Annotated in this window: 12 protein-coding genes; 10 read left to right on the plus strand and 2 right to left on the minus strand. The window is 63.3% G+C overall.

Features of this window, described 5'->3' with window-relative positions; genetic code table 11:
- Positions 1 to 497: 497 nt before the first annotated feature.
- Positions 498 to 2414, minus strand: coding sequence for an aliphatic sulfonate ABC transporter substrate-binding protein (locus CRO23_RS08185; RefSeq protein ID WP_016927105.1), 1917 nt, complete (start codon positions 2412 to 2414; stop codon positions 498 to 500).
- A 278-nt stretch (positions 2415 to 2692) separates the two neighbouring features.
- Here CRO23_RS08185 and ssuD point away from each other — a divergent pair, with 278 nt between their 5' ends.
- The 8 genes from ssuD to CRO23_RS08225 all read left to right on the plus strand — a co-directional run bounded on the left by ssuD (position 2693) and on the right by CRO23_RS08225 (position 12193).
- Positions 2693 to 3865, plus strand: a complete 1173-nt coding sequence (gene ssuD, locus CRO23_RS08190; RefSeq protein ID WP_016927106.1) for an FMNH2-dependent alkanesulfonate monooxygenase — start codon at positions 2693 to 2695, stop codon at positions 3863 to 3865.
- Positions 3865 to 5244: an FAD/NAD(P)-binding protein gene (locus tag CRO23_RS08195; RefSeq protein WP_016927107.1), complete on the plus strand. Its 1380-nt coding sequence runs from the start codon at positions 3865 to 3867 to the stop codon at positions 5242 to 5244. Before ssuD ends, CRO23_RS08195 begins: the two co-directional genes overlap by 1 nt.
- Positions 5245 to 5328: 84 nt before the next feature.
- The gene (locus CRO23_RS08200) at positions 5329 to 6735 is read left to right on the plus strand and encodes an LLM class flavin-dependent oxidoreductase (protein WP_016927108.1); all 1407 of its coding nucleotides are present in this window, start codon (positions 5329 to 5331) and stop codon (positions 6733 to 6735) included.
- Positions 6736 to 6742: 7 nt separating this feature from the next.
- Positions 6743 to 7762, plus strand: coding sequence for a methionine ABC transporter ATP-binding protein (locus tag CRO23_RS08205; RefSeq protein WP_097101718.1), 1020 nt, complete (start codon positions 6743 to 6745; stop codon positions 7760 to 7762).
- Positions 7759 to 8463, plus strand: coding sequence for a methionine ABC transporter permease (locus tag CRO23_RS08210; RefSeq protein WP_016927110.1), 705 nt, complete (start codon positions 7759 to 7761; stop codon positions 8461 to 8463). The genes CRO23_RS08205 and CRO23_RS08210 overlap by 4 nt, the downstream gene beginning before the upstream one ends.
- A 2-nt stretch (positions 8464 to 8465) precedes the next feature.
- Positions 8466 to 9341, plus strand: coding sequence for a MetQ/NlpA family ABC transporter substrate-binding protein (locus tag CRO23_RS08215; RefSeq protein ID WP_016927111.1), 876 nt, complete (start codon positions 8466 to 8468; stop codon positions 9339 to 9341).
- Positions 9342 to 9524: 183 nt separating this feature from the next.
- Positions 9525 to 10958, plus strand: coding sequence for an MFS transporter (locus CRO23_RS08220; RefSeq protein ID WP_016927112.1), 1434 nt, complete (start codon positions 9525 to 9527; stop codon positions 10956 to 10958).
- A 17-nt stretch (positions 10959 to 10975) separates the two neighbouring features.
- Positions 10976 to 12193, plus strand: coding sequence for an acyl-CoA dehydrogenase family protein (locus CRO23_RS08225; protein ID WP_033639920.1), 1218 nt, complete (start codon positions 10976 to 10978; stop codon positions 12191 to 12193).
- Between the two features lie 8 nt (positions 12194 to 12201).
- Here the strand turns inward: CRO23_RS08225 and CRO23_RS08230 are convergent, their stop codons facing one another.
- A complete protein-coding gene (locus CRO23_RS08230; RefSeq protein ID WP_033639921.1) occupies positions 12202 to 12837 on the minus strand; it encodes a flavodoxin family protein in 636 nt (211 codons plus the stop codon).
- Positions 12838 to 12952: 115 nt separating this feature from the next.
- Here CRO23_RS08230 and CRO23_RS08235 point away from each other — a divergent pair, with 115 nt between their 5' ends.
- Both CRO23_RS08235 and CRO23_RS08240 read left to right on the plus strand, forming a co-directional pair.
- Positions 12953 to 13849, plus strand: a complete 897-nt coding sequence (locus tag CRO23_RS08235) for a LysR substrate-binding domain-containing protein (RefSeq protein WP_060444574.1) — start codon at positions 12953 to 12955, stop codon at positions 13847 to 13849.
- A gap of 69 nt (positions 13850 to 13918) precedes the next feature.
- Entirely contained in the window at positions 13919 to 14506 is a 588-nt protein-coding gene (locus CRO23_RS08240; RefSeq protein ID WP_097101720.1) for a nitroreductase family protein, read from the plus strand.
- Positions 14507 to 14537 lie beyond the last annotated feature (31 nt).

Below are 14537 nucleotides of genomic sequence, written 5' to 3' on the forward strand. Positions count from 1 at the left end.
TTTTATTTACCGAAAAGTGTTATCTCACGGAACAATAGACCCGGCGTGCGCGCATCCTCTCTGGCAATAAGACGGGGGGCCTGCGCAACGCAGGCGTCATAAAATGAAGATAAAAAAAGCCGGCGATTAACGCCGGCCAATGAAACATCGACAATCTCTCTGAGATGCACGACCCCTATACGGGAAATAAGGTCATGCAGTTCCTATGTAACCCTACCTGGCGCGTTTTTTTTTACCAAAAAGCGATATTTTTTGGCCGGTGAGACGGAGAAATAAAAAAGCCGGTCATGACGACCGGCGAATGCGAAAATAACAGGGTAACGTTAATTGAAAGTGCACATAAAATGATAGCGAATTAATCCTAGCACTGACATCGGCGGTATATTTTACCTAAAAATGTCTTTGCGGCATTGGCCTTACCGCTCGGTTCCGGCGGCGGTATGGGGTTGCGTGGAGAGGCGAAAGGGCGACCGATGCTGCTCCCCCTCGAAGCCAGGCTAAGATCCCCGCGGCCAGACCGCCTCGCGCACGGCGATCGCTCTGGGCAGCAGCCCGAGGGCGTAGAAGCGGTCGGCGATGCTTTGCTGCTGACGGATCACCTGTAAATCCATGGCGCGAACCTCATGGCTGCGGCGCGACAGCGCGAGTTCCAGTGAGGCGCTCGCCAGCCCCAGTTCGTTGGAAAGGTGACGAGCGGCTTCTCTCGGCTGCGCGGCGATGTAACGGCCGGTGTGCTGCAGCGCCTGCATCAGCGGCCGCAACAGATCGTCCGAACGCTCGGCAAAGCCGCGGCGCGCCAGGTAGAATTGCTGATTGAGCACCCGCTGGGTGCCGTCGGCGATCACGCGCAGTTCCCCGTTGCGCTGCGCGTCGCTGAGCAGCGGATCCCACATCATCCAGGCGTCCACCGCCTGCAGGTCGGTCGCCGACAGCGGATACTTCGGCGGCGCGTAGACGATACGCACGTCGTTCAACGTCAATCCCTGTTCGTCCAGCATCTGCAGCAATAAATAGTGCACGTTGGAGCCTTTGTTAAGCGCGATGCGTTTGCCGCGCAGATCGGCGGCGCTGCGTATCGGGCTGTCTTGCGGCACCACCATCGCCACGCTCTGCGGCGCCGGCGGCTCAAAACCGACGTACACCAGCGCATTGCCCTGTGCCTGGGCGAAGATCGGCGGCACTTCGCCGGTGGTGCCGAAGTCTATCTCATCGCCGTCGAGCGCGTGCAGCAGCTGCGGCCCGGCGGGAAACTCGCTCCACAACACGCTGATGCGCTGTGTGGCGAAGAGCTGTTCCAGGCTTTGCCGCGCCTTGAGCACCCCGAGGTTGCCGAACTTTTGATAGCCGATGCGCAGTTCGCGTTCGGGCAGAGACGCTGCGGCGATGGCCGGTGAATGTGCGGGTGCGCCGGCGCTGCGACGGCGCGGTTTGATCAGACCAAGATGTGCCAAATGGGTGCGCAGGGTATTGCGGCTGACGCCGAGCAACGACGCCGCTTGCAACTGGTTGCCGCCGCTGCGTTCGAAGGCGTTGCGCACCAGCGCATCCAGCACCCGTTGGTAAAGCTGTGCGCTGTCGCCTTGCAACTGCCGCTGCACAAAGCGGTCGATGGCGTCGTCGCCGCCGTCGTTATCCGTCAGGCGATGGGTGAGCTGCAGTTGCTGCGGTGCGATCGCCCCCTCCTGGCTCAGCAAGACCGCATTATGCAGCGTGTTCTCCAGCTCGCGCACGTTGCCAGGCCAAGGGTAGTCCAGCAGCGCCTGCTGCGCTTCCTCCGTCAACCGCGGCAGTGGCCGTTCCAGACGGTGGGCGTACAGCGCAAGAAAATGTCTGGCCAGCACCGGGATATCGTCCGGCCGCTGGCGCAAGGGCGGTAACGTCACCGCCGCCACGTTCAGGCGGTAATAGAGATCTTCACGGAACCGCCGTTGGCGAATCGCGCCGGCCAGATCGACGTGGGTGGCGGCGATGACCCGCACATCGATCTTCAGCGGTTTGCGCGAACCGACGCGGGTGATCTCCCGCTCCTGCAGCACGCGCAGCAGCTTGACCTGCAGCGACGGGTTCAGCTCGCCGATCTCGTCCAGCAGCAGGGTGCCGCCTTCCGCCGCTTCGAACCAGCCCTGATGAGTGCCGACGGCACCGGTGAAGGCGCCTTTCTCATGGCCGAACAGTTCGGCTTCCGCCAGGCTTTCCGTCAGCGCGCCGCAGTTGACCGCCAGGAAAGGTTGATGGCGGCGCGCGCTGTGGTGGTGCAGATAGCGCGCCACCACTTCTTTGCCGGTGCCGGTTTCACCGACGATCAGCACGGTGGCGTCGGTGGGAGCCAGCCGATCGAGCACGCTTTGCAGAGCGAGCGACGCCGGATCGATCAGCACCGGCTTGTCGGCGGCGAACGGTTGAGGATCGTACATGGGCGTCTCCTGTCTGACGACGATGGGGAAAAAATCTTATCCCAGCCAATGAGCAGCCGCGAGAGGATAAAAGGCGCACGGTGCTGCATTGGCAACAGCCTTCCGCCGCCGCCTGCTGCCAATGCAGCAGTGTTTTTACGTCGATATCTCATCAATCTATTGATATGTATTGGTTTTTTAAAACCTGCAATGTGGCATGCATCCTGCTTTTCTTTTTATAACCAAGCAAAGTTTTTCTATCGATAAATACTGAAAATAGTTATATAGGAAAGGCATAAATGACTGAGTCAGTGAAAGATCGCATCAACGTTTTCTGGTTTCTGCCGACCCACGGCGACGGCCGCTATCTGGGCACGGCGCAGGGCGGGCGCCCGGTGGACCTGCCTTATTTGCAGCAGGTAGCGCTGGCCGCCGACAACCTCGGCTATTACGGCGTGCTGATCCCAACCGGTAAAAGCTGCGAGGATTCCTGGCTGGTGGCGGCGGCGCTGGCGCCGATCACCCGCCGGTTGCGCTACCTGGTGGCGGTGCGCCCCGGTCTGCAGCCGCCGAGCCTGGCGGCGCGCATGGCGGCGACGCTGGATCGGCTGTCGGACGGACGCCTGCTGATCAATGTGGTAACCGGCGGCGATCCGGTGGAAAACAAAGGGGATGGCATCTTCCTCAGCCATGCCGAACGCTACGAGGTGACTCAGGAATTTCTCACGGTGTATCAACGGCTGCTGCAAGGAGAAAAGGTGGACTTCAGCGGTAAGCATATTCGCGTCGAAGGCGCCGAATTGCTGTTCCCGCCGGTGCAGGAAAACGGCCCGCCGCTCTATTTCGGCGGCTCATCGCCGGAAGCGATCGATATCGCCGCCGGGCAGATCGACACCTACCTGACCTGGGGCGAGCCGCTGGCTCAGGTGGCGGAAAAGCTGGCGGCGGTGCGCCAGCGCGCCGAGCGGCAGGGGCGTAAACTCAGCTATGGCATTCGCCTGCACGTTATCGTGCGCGAAACTGAAGACGAAGCCTGGGCGGCGGCCGAGCGACTGATCGCGCATCTGGATGACGACACCATCGCGGCGGCGCAGCAGATCTTTGCTCGCATGGACTCCACCGGCCAGCGCCGCATGAGCGAGCTGCACGGCGGCTCGCGCGAGAGTCTGCGCATCGGCCCCAACCTGTGGGCCGGCGTCGGCCTGGTGCGCGGCGGCGCCGGCACCGCATTGGTGGGCAACCCGCAGCAGGTGGCGGCGCGCATACGCGAGTATCAGGCGCTGGGCATCGACAATTTCATCCTTTCCGGCTATCCGCATCTGGAAGAGGCTCACCGCTTCGCCGAGCTGGTGATGCCGCTGCTGCCGCTGGCGCAGTCGGCTCATCAGACGGCTCGCACGATCAATACCGGCCCGTTTGGCGAAACCATCGGCGGCGATCGTCGTCCCGCCCCGGCGCAGCGGGAGGGCTGATGGCGAAGCGTGCCCATATTATCGTTATCGGCGGCGGTTTCACCGGCGCGGCGCTGGCGATCCAGCTGGCGCGCGGAGCGGTGGATGTCACGGTGATTGAACCGCGCGCCGCGCCGGGCTATGGCGTGGCGTATTCGACCACCGATCCGACCCACCGCATCAACGTCCCGGCCGATAGGATGCAGTTGGCGGATGAACCGGCGGGGGATTTTGACCGCTGGTTCCGTCAGGGCGGCGGGTTGACGGCCGATCCGCAGGCGTTATGGCGCGACGGTAAGGCCTATCCGCAGCGCGGCGCCTTCGGCCGCTATGTCGAGGAACGTTTTCATCAGGCGGCGCAGACGGGCCAGGCCCGCGTGCGGCACCTGCGCGATCGGGCGCAGCACCTGCAGCCGCAGGCGCAGGGCGCGTCCGTCATCACCGCCGGCGGCGAACGGCTGTGGGGCGATTATGTGGTGTTGGCGACCAGCCATCCGCCGCCCGCGCTGCCGCGGCAAATCGCCCCGGAACTGGCGCGCGACGCGCGGTTGATCGCCAATCCCTGGGCGGAGGGGGCGCTGGATGAGATTGAGCCCGATGAATCGTTGGCGATCGTCGGCAGCGGGCTGACGATGGCCGATGCGGTGGCGGCGTTGCACCGCCGCGGGCATCGCGGGCCGATTATCGCGTTCTCTCGTCACGGCCTGTTGCCGCGTGCCAATGCCGAAGGGGAGTACCCGACGTGGTCGTTTACCCCGCCATCCGGACTGCGTGACGGGGTGCGGCAGGTGCGCCTTGAGGTGGTGCGCGCCGCTGGGCAACGGGTGCCGTGGCAGGCGGTGTTGGACGCGGTGCGCGCCCAGGGCCAGCGTCTGTGGCAAGCATTGACGCTGACCGAACAGCAGCGCTTTCTGCGGCATCTGCGCGCCTATTGGGACGTGCACCGCTATCGCATTGCGCCGCAGGTGAGCACGCTGCTGGCGGAGCAACAGGCGGCGGGCACGCTGCAGGTATTGGCCGCTCGTCTGCGGCGGGCGGAACCCTCGCCGCAGGGCGTGCGCTTGACGATTCTGCCGCGCCAGGGCGCAGAGCGAGCGCTGCAGGCGCAGCGGCTGCTGATCGCTACGGGTCCGGCTCATGCCGGCCTGATCGCCGCCAGCCCGTTGCTCAGCTCGCTGGCTGAGCAGGGGGCGCTGCGCGCCGATCCGCTGGGATTGGGGCTGTGGGTCAATGCCGACAGCCAGGCGATCGGCGGCGACGGCCTTGCCAACCCGCGGCTGCTGGTGGCCGGCCCGGCGGCGCGCGGCCGCTTCGGCGAACTGATGGGGCTGCCGCAGGTGGCGGAACACGCCCAAAGCGTCGCGCAATACCTGTTGGCGCGATGTCCGGCTGCAAACTGATCGTCCATTCCCGTTTTTAACACCCTAAGACCCCCCATCCGGCCCGGCTTCGCCCGCGGCCGGCAGATAATTGTGGAGCTCGCTATGTCATCGCAACGTGAAATTCGTCTTAACGCTTTTGATATGAACTGCGTCGGCCATCAGTCGCCGGGGCTGTGGGCGCACCCGCGCGACCGTTCCTGGCAGTATAAGGATCTCGAATATTGGACCGATCTGGCGCGCCTGCTGGAACGCGGCAAGTTCGATGGATTGTTTATCGCCGACGTGCTGGGGATTTACGACGTGCTTAACGGCAGCGGCGACGCGGCGATCCGCCAGGCGACGCAGGTGCCGGTTAACGATCCGCTGGCGCTGGTGACGCCGATGGCGCTGGTTACCGAACATCTCGGCTTCGGGCTGACCGCCTCGCTGTCATTCGAGCACCCTTATCCTTTCGCCCGCAGATTGTCGACGCTTGATCACCTGACCAAGGGGCGCATCGGTTGGAATATCGTCACCTCTTACCTGGAGAGCGGCGCGCGCAATATTGGCCACCGGGCGCAGACCGATCACGATGCGCGCTACGACTACGCCGATGAATACCTGCAGGTGGTTTACAAGCTGCTGGAGGGCAGTTGGGAAGACGGCGCGATTTTGCGCGATCGTCAGCGGCGCATCTTCAGCGATCCGGCGAAAATTCATCCGATCAACCACAAAGGCGAGTTCTTCCAGGTGCCGGGCATTCACCTGAGCGAGCCTTCGCCGCAGCGCACGCCGGTGCTGTATCAGGCCGGCGCTTCCAGCCGCGGCAAGCAGTTTGCCGCGGAGCACGCCGAATGCGTGTTTGTCGCTTCTCCTTCGAAAACATTGCTGAAAAAAACCGTGGCCGATATCCGCCGCCGCGCCGCCGAGGCCGGGCGCGACCCGCGCAGCATCCTGATCTTCAACCTGCAGACGGTGATCGTCGGTGAAACTGACCGACAGGCGCAGGAAAAATGGCGGGAATACAAATCCTATACCAGCTACGAAGGCGCGCTGGCGCTGGTGTCCGGCTGGACCGGCATCGATTTCGGTCAGTATCAGCCGGATCAGGTGCTGAAGCATCTGCACACCAATGCCATTCAGTCGGCGGTGGAAACTTTCTCCAGCGCCGATCCCAGCCGTGAATGGACCGTACAGGGCATCGCCGAATGGGTCGGCATCGGCGGTTTCGGCCCGCTGTTGGTGGGCGGCCCGCAAACCGTGGCCGACGAACTGCAGGCGTGGGTGGAGGAAACGGATGTTGACGGTTTCAATTTGGCCTACGCCGTTACCCATGAAACCTTCACCGACGTGGTGGAACTGCTTATCCCCGAGCTGCAAAAACGCGGAGCGTACAAGCGCGACTATACGGCAGGCACTCTGCGAGAAAAATTGTTCAATCAGGGGCCGCGCCTGGCGGAGCCGCACCCGGCGGTGGGCTACCGCTGGCCGGCCGGCGCGCCCTTGGCCGATGCACTGAGCGTCAAGTGAGGATGCGATGATAGAGATTGAAGGATTGCACAAGGCTTACCGCGCGCCGGACGGGCGACGGATTGAGGTGCTGAAGGGCGTTTCGCTGCAGGTGCCGGCCGGATCGATTACCGCCGTGGTCGGCCCCAGCGGGGCGGGCAAATCGACGCTGGCGAAATGCATCAGCCTGCTGGAACGGCCGAGCAGCGGCAGTATCCGGGTGAACGGCCAGGACTTGTCGCGGCTTGCGGGCGAGGCGCTGCGCAGGGAGCGGCGTGCGATAGGCACGGTGTTCCAGTCTTCCGCGCTGCTGCAGCGCAAAACCGCCTGGCAGAATGTGGCGCTGCCGTTGACCTATCTGGGCGTGGTGCCGCGCGATATCGACAAGCGGGTAAAGAGCCTGCTGGCGGCGGTGGGGTTGACGGACAAGGCGGCGTTTTACCCGGCGCAGCTGTCCGGCGGCCAGCGCCAAAGGGTCGGCATCGCCCGCGCGCTGGCGCTGAATCCGTCGGTGCTGCTGGCGGATGAGGCCACCTCCGGGCTGGATCCGGACGCCACCGGGGCCATTCTCAGCCTGCTTAAACAGCTGCGCGATCGGTATGGCCTGTCGATCATCCTGATCACCCACGAGATGGATGCGGTGCGCGACGCCGCCGACGCGGTGGCCGAGATCCGCGACGGCGTGATTGTGCAGCAAGGGCCGGTGCGCGAGCTGTTGGCGGCGCCCGATTCCTCGCTGGGCCGCCGGTTGTTCCCGCTGAAGACGCTGGCGTCCGACGCCGCGCTGCGGCTGCAGGTAACCTATTCCGCCCGTCAGCCGGCGGCCTCCGACTGGATCAGCCGCATCAGCCGCCAACTCGACCTGCAGATCGATCTGCTGGGCGGCCACGTTGAAGTGGTGGGCGGCAGCCTGGCCGGGCGGTTGGAGATTGCGGTGCGTTTTGGCGGCATTTCGCGTTCGGCGGCTGAACTGCAGGGCGAGCTGCGGCGGTTGGGCATTCTCGCCGAGGTGCTGGAACAGCCGGCGGCCTTGCGGGAGGCGGTATGAAAAATCTGTCTGACAGCGTGATGAGCCAGGACACACCCTGGCGCGAGATCCATCGGTTGATGCTGCCGGCCTACGGCGAAACCTGGCTGATGGTCGGCATCGTGATGCTGTTTGTGGTGGCGATCGGCGGCGCCGTCGGCGTGGTGTTGTTCAACACCTCATCGCGCGGCTTGTTTCCGCGCCCGGCGCTGAATCGCGCGCTGAGCTGGTTGGTGAATATGGGCCGTTCGCTGCCGTTTCTGGTGCTGATGGCGGCGATTATTCCGTTCACCTTCTGGTTGACCGGCACCACCATCGGCATTCCGGCGGCGGTGATCCCGATGATCGTCGCCGGCATTCCGTTCTTCGGCCGGCTGGTGGAGAACGCGCTGCGCGAACTGCCGCCGGAGGTGACGGCGGTGGGGCTGGTGTCCGGCGGTTCGATCTGGCAGATAGTCACCCGCGCGCAGCTCAGCGAAGCGCTGCCGGCGATCGTCGCCGCCATCACGCTGAACGTCATCTCGATGATCGAGTATTCGGCCATCGCCGGCACCATTGGCGCGGGCGGCATCGGCTATCTGGCGGTGGTGTACGGCTACCAGCGTTTCGACAATCACATCATGATCGCCACCATTGTGGTGCTGATCGCCACGATTCAACTGATTCAGTTTATTGGTGACCGCCTGGTCGCCGCGTTGCGTCATCATCAGGAAACCTTTTAATCATGCCTAATCACGATTTTGAGATAGTGAAGAAGAAACGCTGGCCGTGGCCGGTGGGTATCGCGGCGGTGGCGATTATCGCCGCCGCGGTTTGGCACTTCAGCGCCCGCCAGCAGCAGACGGTGCAGTTCGGCAGCACGCTGAAAGTGCACTTTGAGCCGGCGATGGCCGGAGAGCAGCGGGTGATCGAGTACGTCGGCGAACATATCGCGCCGGATTACGGCCTCAGGCTGGAGGCGGTTGGCCTGCAGGATCCGGTGCAGGCCGATCGTGCGGTGGCGCAGGGGCAGTACGCCGCCACGATCTACCAGCACCAGTGGTGGCTAAAGCAGGTGGTGGATGCCAACGGTTTTAAGCTGACCCCGACGCTGCCGGTGTTTCAGTGGGCGTTTGGCATTTATTCCGACCGCTATACGTCGATCGCCGAGTTGCCGGACGGCGCGGAGATCGTGGTGCCCAACGACGGCGCCAATCAGGGGCAGGCGTTGTGGCTGCTGCAGCGCATTGGACTGATCGGGCTGGATCCGGCGATCGAGGCGCGCACCGCCAGGCTGAAAGACATTCGCGAGAACAAGCGCCATTTTAACTTCACGGAGTTGGATTTGCTGACCATGCCGCGCGCGCTGAATTCGGTAGATGCGGCCATTGGCTATGTGTCGCAGTTCGACGCCGGCAAGGTGCCGCGTGAGAAGGGCATCTTGTTCCCACCGGCGCCGAAAACCTTCGCTTCGCAGCTGGTGATTGGCACGCCCTATCTGCAGGACGAAAATATTCGCAAGCTGCAGCGGGCGTTTGCCGATCCCAGGTTGCAGGCGTGGCTGAAAAGCACCGACGACCCGCGGGTGAAAGGCGTGCTGGTGCCGGTCTCGGCAGAATAATCCCCGCCCGAAATGACCGTGATAAAGACCGGATTAACGCGCGTTAATCCGGCGTTTTTGTTACGCCGTAACGGTGTTTAATTTATTGATATTAATGATATTTATAGAAGAAATTGTTGTTTGTCGGCGTAATTTTTTCACCCTATAAACGAGGTGTCACCTGCCAATTACAACGAGGAAGCTATGAGTACCTTAAATATCGATACCGCGCCGCCGTTATCTGCGCCCATCGGCTCGGCCAGCGATGTGGCGCGTTTGATTAACCAGCGCAGCGAGAAAAATACCCATGCGCGCATGATCGTGCTGTTGGCGCTGGGCGGTGTTTTTCTCGATGCCTATGACCTGACCACGCTGTCTTACGGCATCGATGACGTGGTGCGTGAATTCAGCCTCAGCCCGCTGCTGACCGGGGTGGTAACTTCTTCGATCATGGTCGGGACCATTCTCGGCAACCTGGTCGGCGGCTGGTTGACCGATAAGTACGGCCGCTATCAGGTGTTTATGGCCGATATGCTGTTTTTTGTGGTTTCCGCCATCGCCGCCGGGCTGGCGCCCAACGTCTGGGTGCTGATCGGCGCGCGCTTTTTGATGGGTATCGGCGTCGGCATTGATTTGCCGGTGGCGATGGCCTATCTGGCCGAATTCTCCAAATTCACCGGCAAGGCCAACAAGGCGTCGCGCCTGGCGGCCTGGTGCCCGATGTGGTACGCCGCTTCGTCGGTGTGTTTTCTGATCATCTTTGCGCTCTATTTTCTATTGCCGGCCGAATATGCGAACTGGCTGTGGCGCGCCTCGTTGATTTTCGGCGCCGTGCCGGCGTTGCTGATCATCATGGTGCGCAGCAAGTTTATGAACGAGTCGCCGCTGTGGGCCGCTAACCAGGGCGATCTGAAAGAGGCGGCGCGCATCCTGCGCGAGTCATACGGCATTGCCGCCCATGAGGCGGAACCTGACGCCGCCCAACCGGCGGCGCCGCCGAAGGTCAGCTTCCGCGTGCTGTTCCGCAAGCCGTACCGCGAGCGCACTCTGGTCGCCAGCGTGATGAACGTTTGCATTTCCTTTGAATACACCGCCATCGCCTTCTTTCTGCCGTCGATTCTGGCGCAGTTTCTCGGCGCCGGGGTGTTTGAAACTATCTCCGCTTCGCTTGGGCTGAACGTGCTGTTCGCTTTTACCGGTGGCCTGCTCGGCATGCGTCTGGCATGGAAGTATCCGTCGCGCCACGTGGCGATCGCCGGATTCGCGCTGCAGTTTATCGCGCTGATTGCCCTGGCGTTGATCGGACATCCGCAGGCGGCGTTCGGCGTTGGGCTGGCGATCCTGATGTTGGGCCTATGGCTGTTTGCCGAAGGATTCGGCCCCGGCGCGCAGATGATGATTTACCCGGCGCTCTCTTACCCGACGGCGATCCGCGCCACCGGCGTCGGTTTCGGCCGTTCGCTGTCCGGTATCGGCAGCGCGCTGGCGCTGTTTATTCTGCCGATTTTGCAGGCGCGCTTCGGCACCGACATGTTTTGGATTGTTTCACTGGCGGCGGCGATCCCCATCGTCTTCCTGCTGATCATTCGCTTTGAACCGACGGCGCGCGATATCGACGATCTGGCCGATCGCGCTTAACCACAGAGGACACTGACATGACGCAACACCTGTTATCCACCGGAGCAGACTACGCACAGCTGGCCGCGCGTTTTCGGCCGATCTTCGCCGAAATCGCCGCCGGGGCGGTGGAGCGCGAGCTGTCGCGCACGCTGCCGCATGAACCGATCCGTTGGCTGAAAGAGGCGGGGTTCGGCAGGGTGCGCCTCCCGCGTGAAAAGGGCGGCGACGGCGCTTCGTTGCCGCAGCTGTTCGAACTGCTGGCCGAACTGGCGGAGGCGGACTCTAACCTGCCGCAGGCGCTGCGGGCGCATTTCGCCTTCGTGGAAGATCGGCTGAACGCGCCGGACGGCCCGGAGCGCGATCGCTGGTTCGAACGCTTTCTCGACGGCGAGCTGGTCGGCAGCGGTTGGACCGAGATCGGCGGCGTGAAGCTGGGGCAGGTCAATACCCGGGTAACGCCGCAGGCCGACGGCTGGTCGCTCAACGGCGAGAAATTTTACAGCACCGGCAGTCTGTTTGCCGATTGGATCGACGTGTATGCCGAGCGCAGCGACAGCGGCGGCCCGGTGATCGCTTTGGTGAACGTCGCCCAGCCGGGCGTAGAGCGCGACGACGACTGGGACGGATTTGGCCAACGCACTACCGGCAGCGGCACCACGCGTTTTATTGATGCGCGGGTCGAGCAGGCGCACGTCTATGACTTTGCCGAGCGCTTCCGCTACCAAACTGCGTTCTATCAGCATGTGTTGCTGGCGACGCTGGCGGGGATCGGCCGCGCGGTGCTGCGAGACGTCGGCGAGGGCGTGAGGCAACGTAAAAGGATCTATAGCCACGGCAACGCCGGTTGGGTGAAGGACGACGTGCAGATCCAGCAGGTGGTGGGGCAAATCAGCGCCTGGGCCTATGCGGTTGAGGCGACGGTGCTAAAAGCGACTTCCTCGCTGCAGCAGGCTTACGAGGCGCATCGATCCGGCGATGAAGCGCTGCTGCAGGCGCTTAACGTGACGGCGGAGCTGGACGCCGCCAGGGCGCAGGTCATCGCCGGGGAGTGGGTGCAGCGCGCCGCCGGTGAATTGTTCAATGCGCTCGGCGCTTCAGATACCCGTACCGGCAAGGCGTTGGATCGCCACTGGCGCAATGCGCGCACGCTCTCTTCACATAATCCGGTGATCTACAAGGCGCGCAATATCGGTGACTGGGAAATTAACCGCCATACGCCGACCTTTATCTGGCAAATCGGCAGTGGCGGTTGAGGCCGAGGCTATTCCGTCCAAACCTGCGTGCTGCGCGGGCTGTCCATCTGATAATCCGAGTAGGGGCGGGTGAAGAACTCGCGCCCCAACTCGCGGGCGGCCCGCAGCGGGTTGCGCGGATCGCGGGCGATCTCGCCGCGCTGGTTGCCGGCGCCGTGCACCAGCCCGACGAAGGCGGAATGGGTGTAGCGGCTGAACTCCTGGATCTGATGCACGATGCCCAGCGCCGCGCCGGGATAAGTTTCTTCCGACGCCACCGCCAGCCCGATGCGTTTGCCGCTCATGCGTTGGTGCACCTGTTCCGCCTGAGGGTAGGCGTTGGAATAAAAGCTGAACGAGCGATCGAAAAAGGCCTTGGTTTGTGCCGACATGCCGTACCAGTAAATCGGCGTGCAAAATACCGCGCCGTCGGCCGGCAGGAAGTGCTCCAGGAACAGCTCGGCGTAGCGATCGGTCGGCGGCGGCGTATGGCGTTCATCGCTCAGGAAACCGCTCAGGTAATCGTCGAGAAAATGCAGGCTGGCGGAAGTGCCGGCTTCGGCGGCGCCCGCCATGATCGCCTGCGCCAGCGTGGCGCTGTTGCCGTCGCGGCGCGGGCTGCCGACCAGCACCACCAGGCGTTTGGATTGATGAGTTGTATTCATGTCATGTTCCTTGGTGTGAAGTGAACTCAGCCTTAATTTAGAGGCAAGCGTCCGCAGGCGACAAATGACGGTTTTTCTGCCAGGATGAACTCAACTCATCTCAAGAGGCTTCGCCATGTTCGCCACGCTGCCCGTCAACGCGTTACGCACCTTTGAATCCGCCGCTCGCCTGCGCAGCTTCAAGCTGGCGGCGGCCGAGCTGGCGGTGACGCCGACGGCGATTTCGCACCAGATCAAGGCGCTGGAACAGCAGCTGGGTTTTGCGTTGTTCGAGCGGGTGCCGCGCGGCGTGCGGCTGACGGCGAAGGGCGAAACGCTGTTTGCCGGAGTGCATGGCGCGCTGCTGGACGTCGCCGCCACGCTTGAGGGTCTGCGGCCGCAGCCCAGCAGCGGCTCGCTGTGCGTCTCGGTGACGCACTCGTTCGCGGCGCTGTGGTTGGTGCCGCGCCTGGGGCGTTTCTACCAGGCGTACCCGCACTATCTGGTGCGCCTGGAGGCCTGCGCCGAGGTGATCGATCTGCAGCAGGACGCCAGCGTGGATGTGGCGGTGCGTTACAGCCGCGCGCATTATCCCGCGCTGCATCAGGCGGCGCGGCTGGAGGAAAGCTTTGGCGTTTACGCCGCGCCGGGGCTGGCCGCCGCCGAACCGGAAAACCCGGTGCTGATCACCGTCAAGTGGGGGGATTCGGCGCTGTACGACAGCGGCTGGCATGACTGGTGCCGGGCCGCCGGCGTGGACTGGTGGCAGCGCCATGCGGCGATGCGCAGCTATCACGAGGAGCATTACGCCCTGCAGGCGGCGGTGGCCGGGCAGGGATGGGTGCTCGCCAGCTCGGTGATGGTGTCCGAGATGGTGGACAACGGTCTGCTGGTGGCGTACCGGCCGGAGGTGCGCGTACCGGGCGCCGCCTACAGCGTGCTGTGCGCGCCGGGGCGCGAGCGGCACCCGCCGGTCAGGGCGTTTCTGGCCTGGCTGCAGCGGGAACTGCCGCAAGGCAATGGCACGAAATAAAAGTTTTACCGTCCTAAGCTGTGGGAATATCAGCGAACTTTTGTTTTTACTTCACTGCGAGAACCTATCATGAGCCAGCCAAGAATCTCCGATTACCCGATTGACGCGCAATTTATCGAGCGCTGGTCGCCGCGCGCGATGACCAACGACGCCATCGACGATCAAACGCTGCTGAGCTTCTTTGAAGCGGCGCGCTGGTCGCCTTCGGCCTACAACATTCAGCCGTGGCGCTTTGCCTACAGCAAGCACGGCTCCGACAGCTGGGAGAACTACCTGGAGTTCCTGATCGACTTCAACCGCGGCTGGGCGCAACACGCCTCGGCGCTGGTGGTGATCGTCTCCAAAACCACCAGCCTGAACGGCGAGCGGCTGGTGGACAACCCGACCCATGCGTTCGACACCGGCGCGGCCTGGGCCAACCTGGCGCATCAGGCGCATCTGAAAGGCTGGCTGACCCACTGCATGAGCGGCATTCACCACGACAAGATCAAAGCGGCGTTGCAGCTGCCGGACGACTATGCGGTGCACGCTATGGTGGCGATCGGCAAACCGGGCGACAAAGCCTGCCTGCCGGATTTCCTGCAGGAGAAAGAAGCGCCGTCGGGCCGTCTGCCGCTCGGCAAGACCGTCAGCGAAGGGCTGAATTTCACGCTGTGATTGCCCGCTTTCTCGCAGGCCCGCTTGGCGG

Source organism: Serratia sp. JKS296 (assembly GCF_900215445.1).
Taxonomy (GTDB): Bacteria; Pseudomonadota; Gammaproteobacteria; order Enterobacterales; family Enterobacteriaceae; genus Serratia; species Serratia marcescens.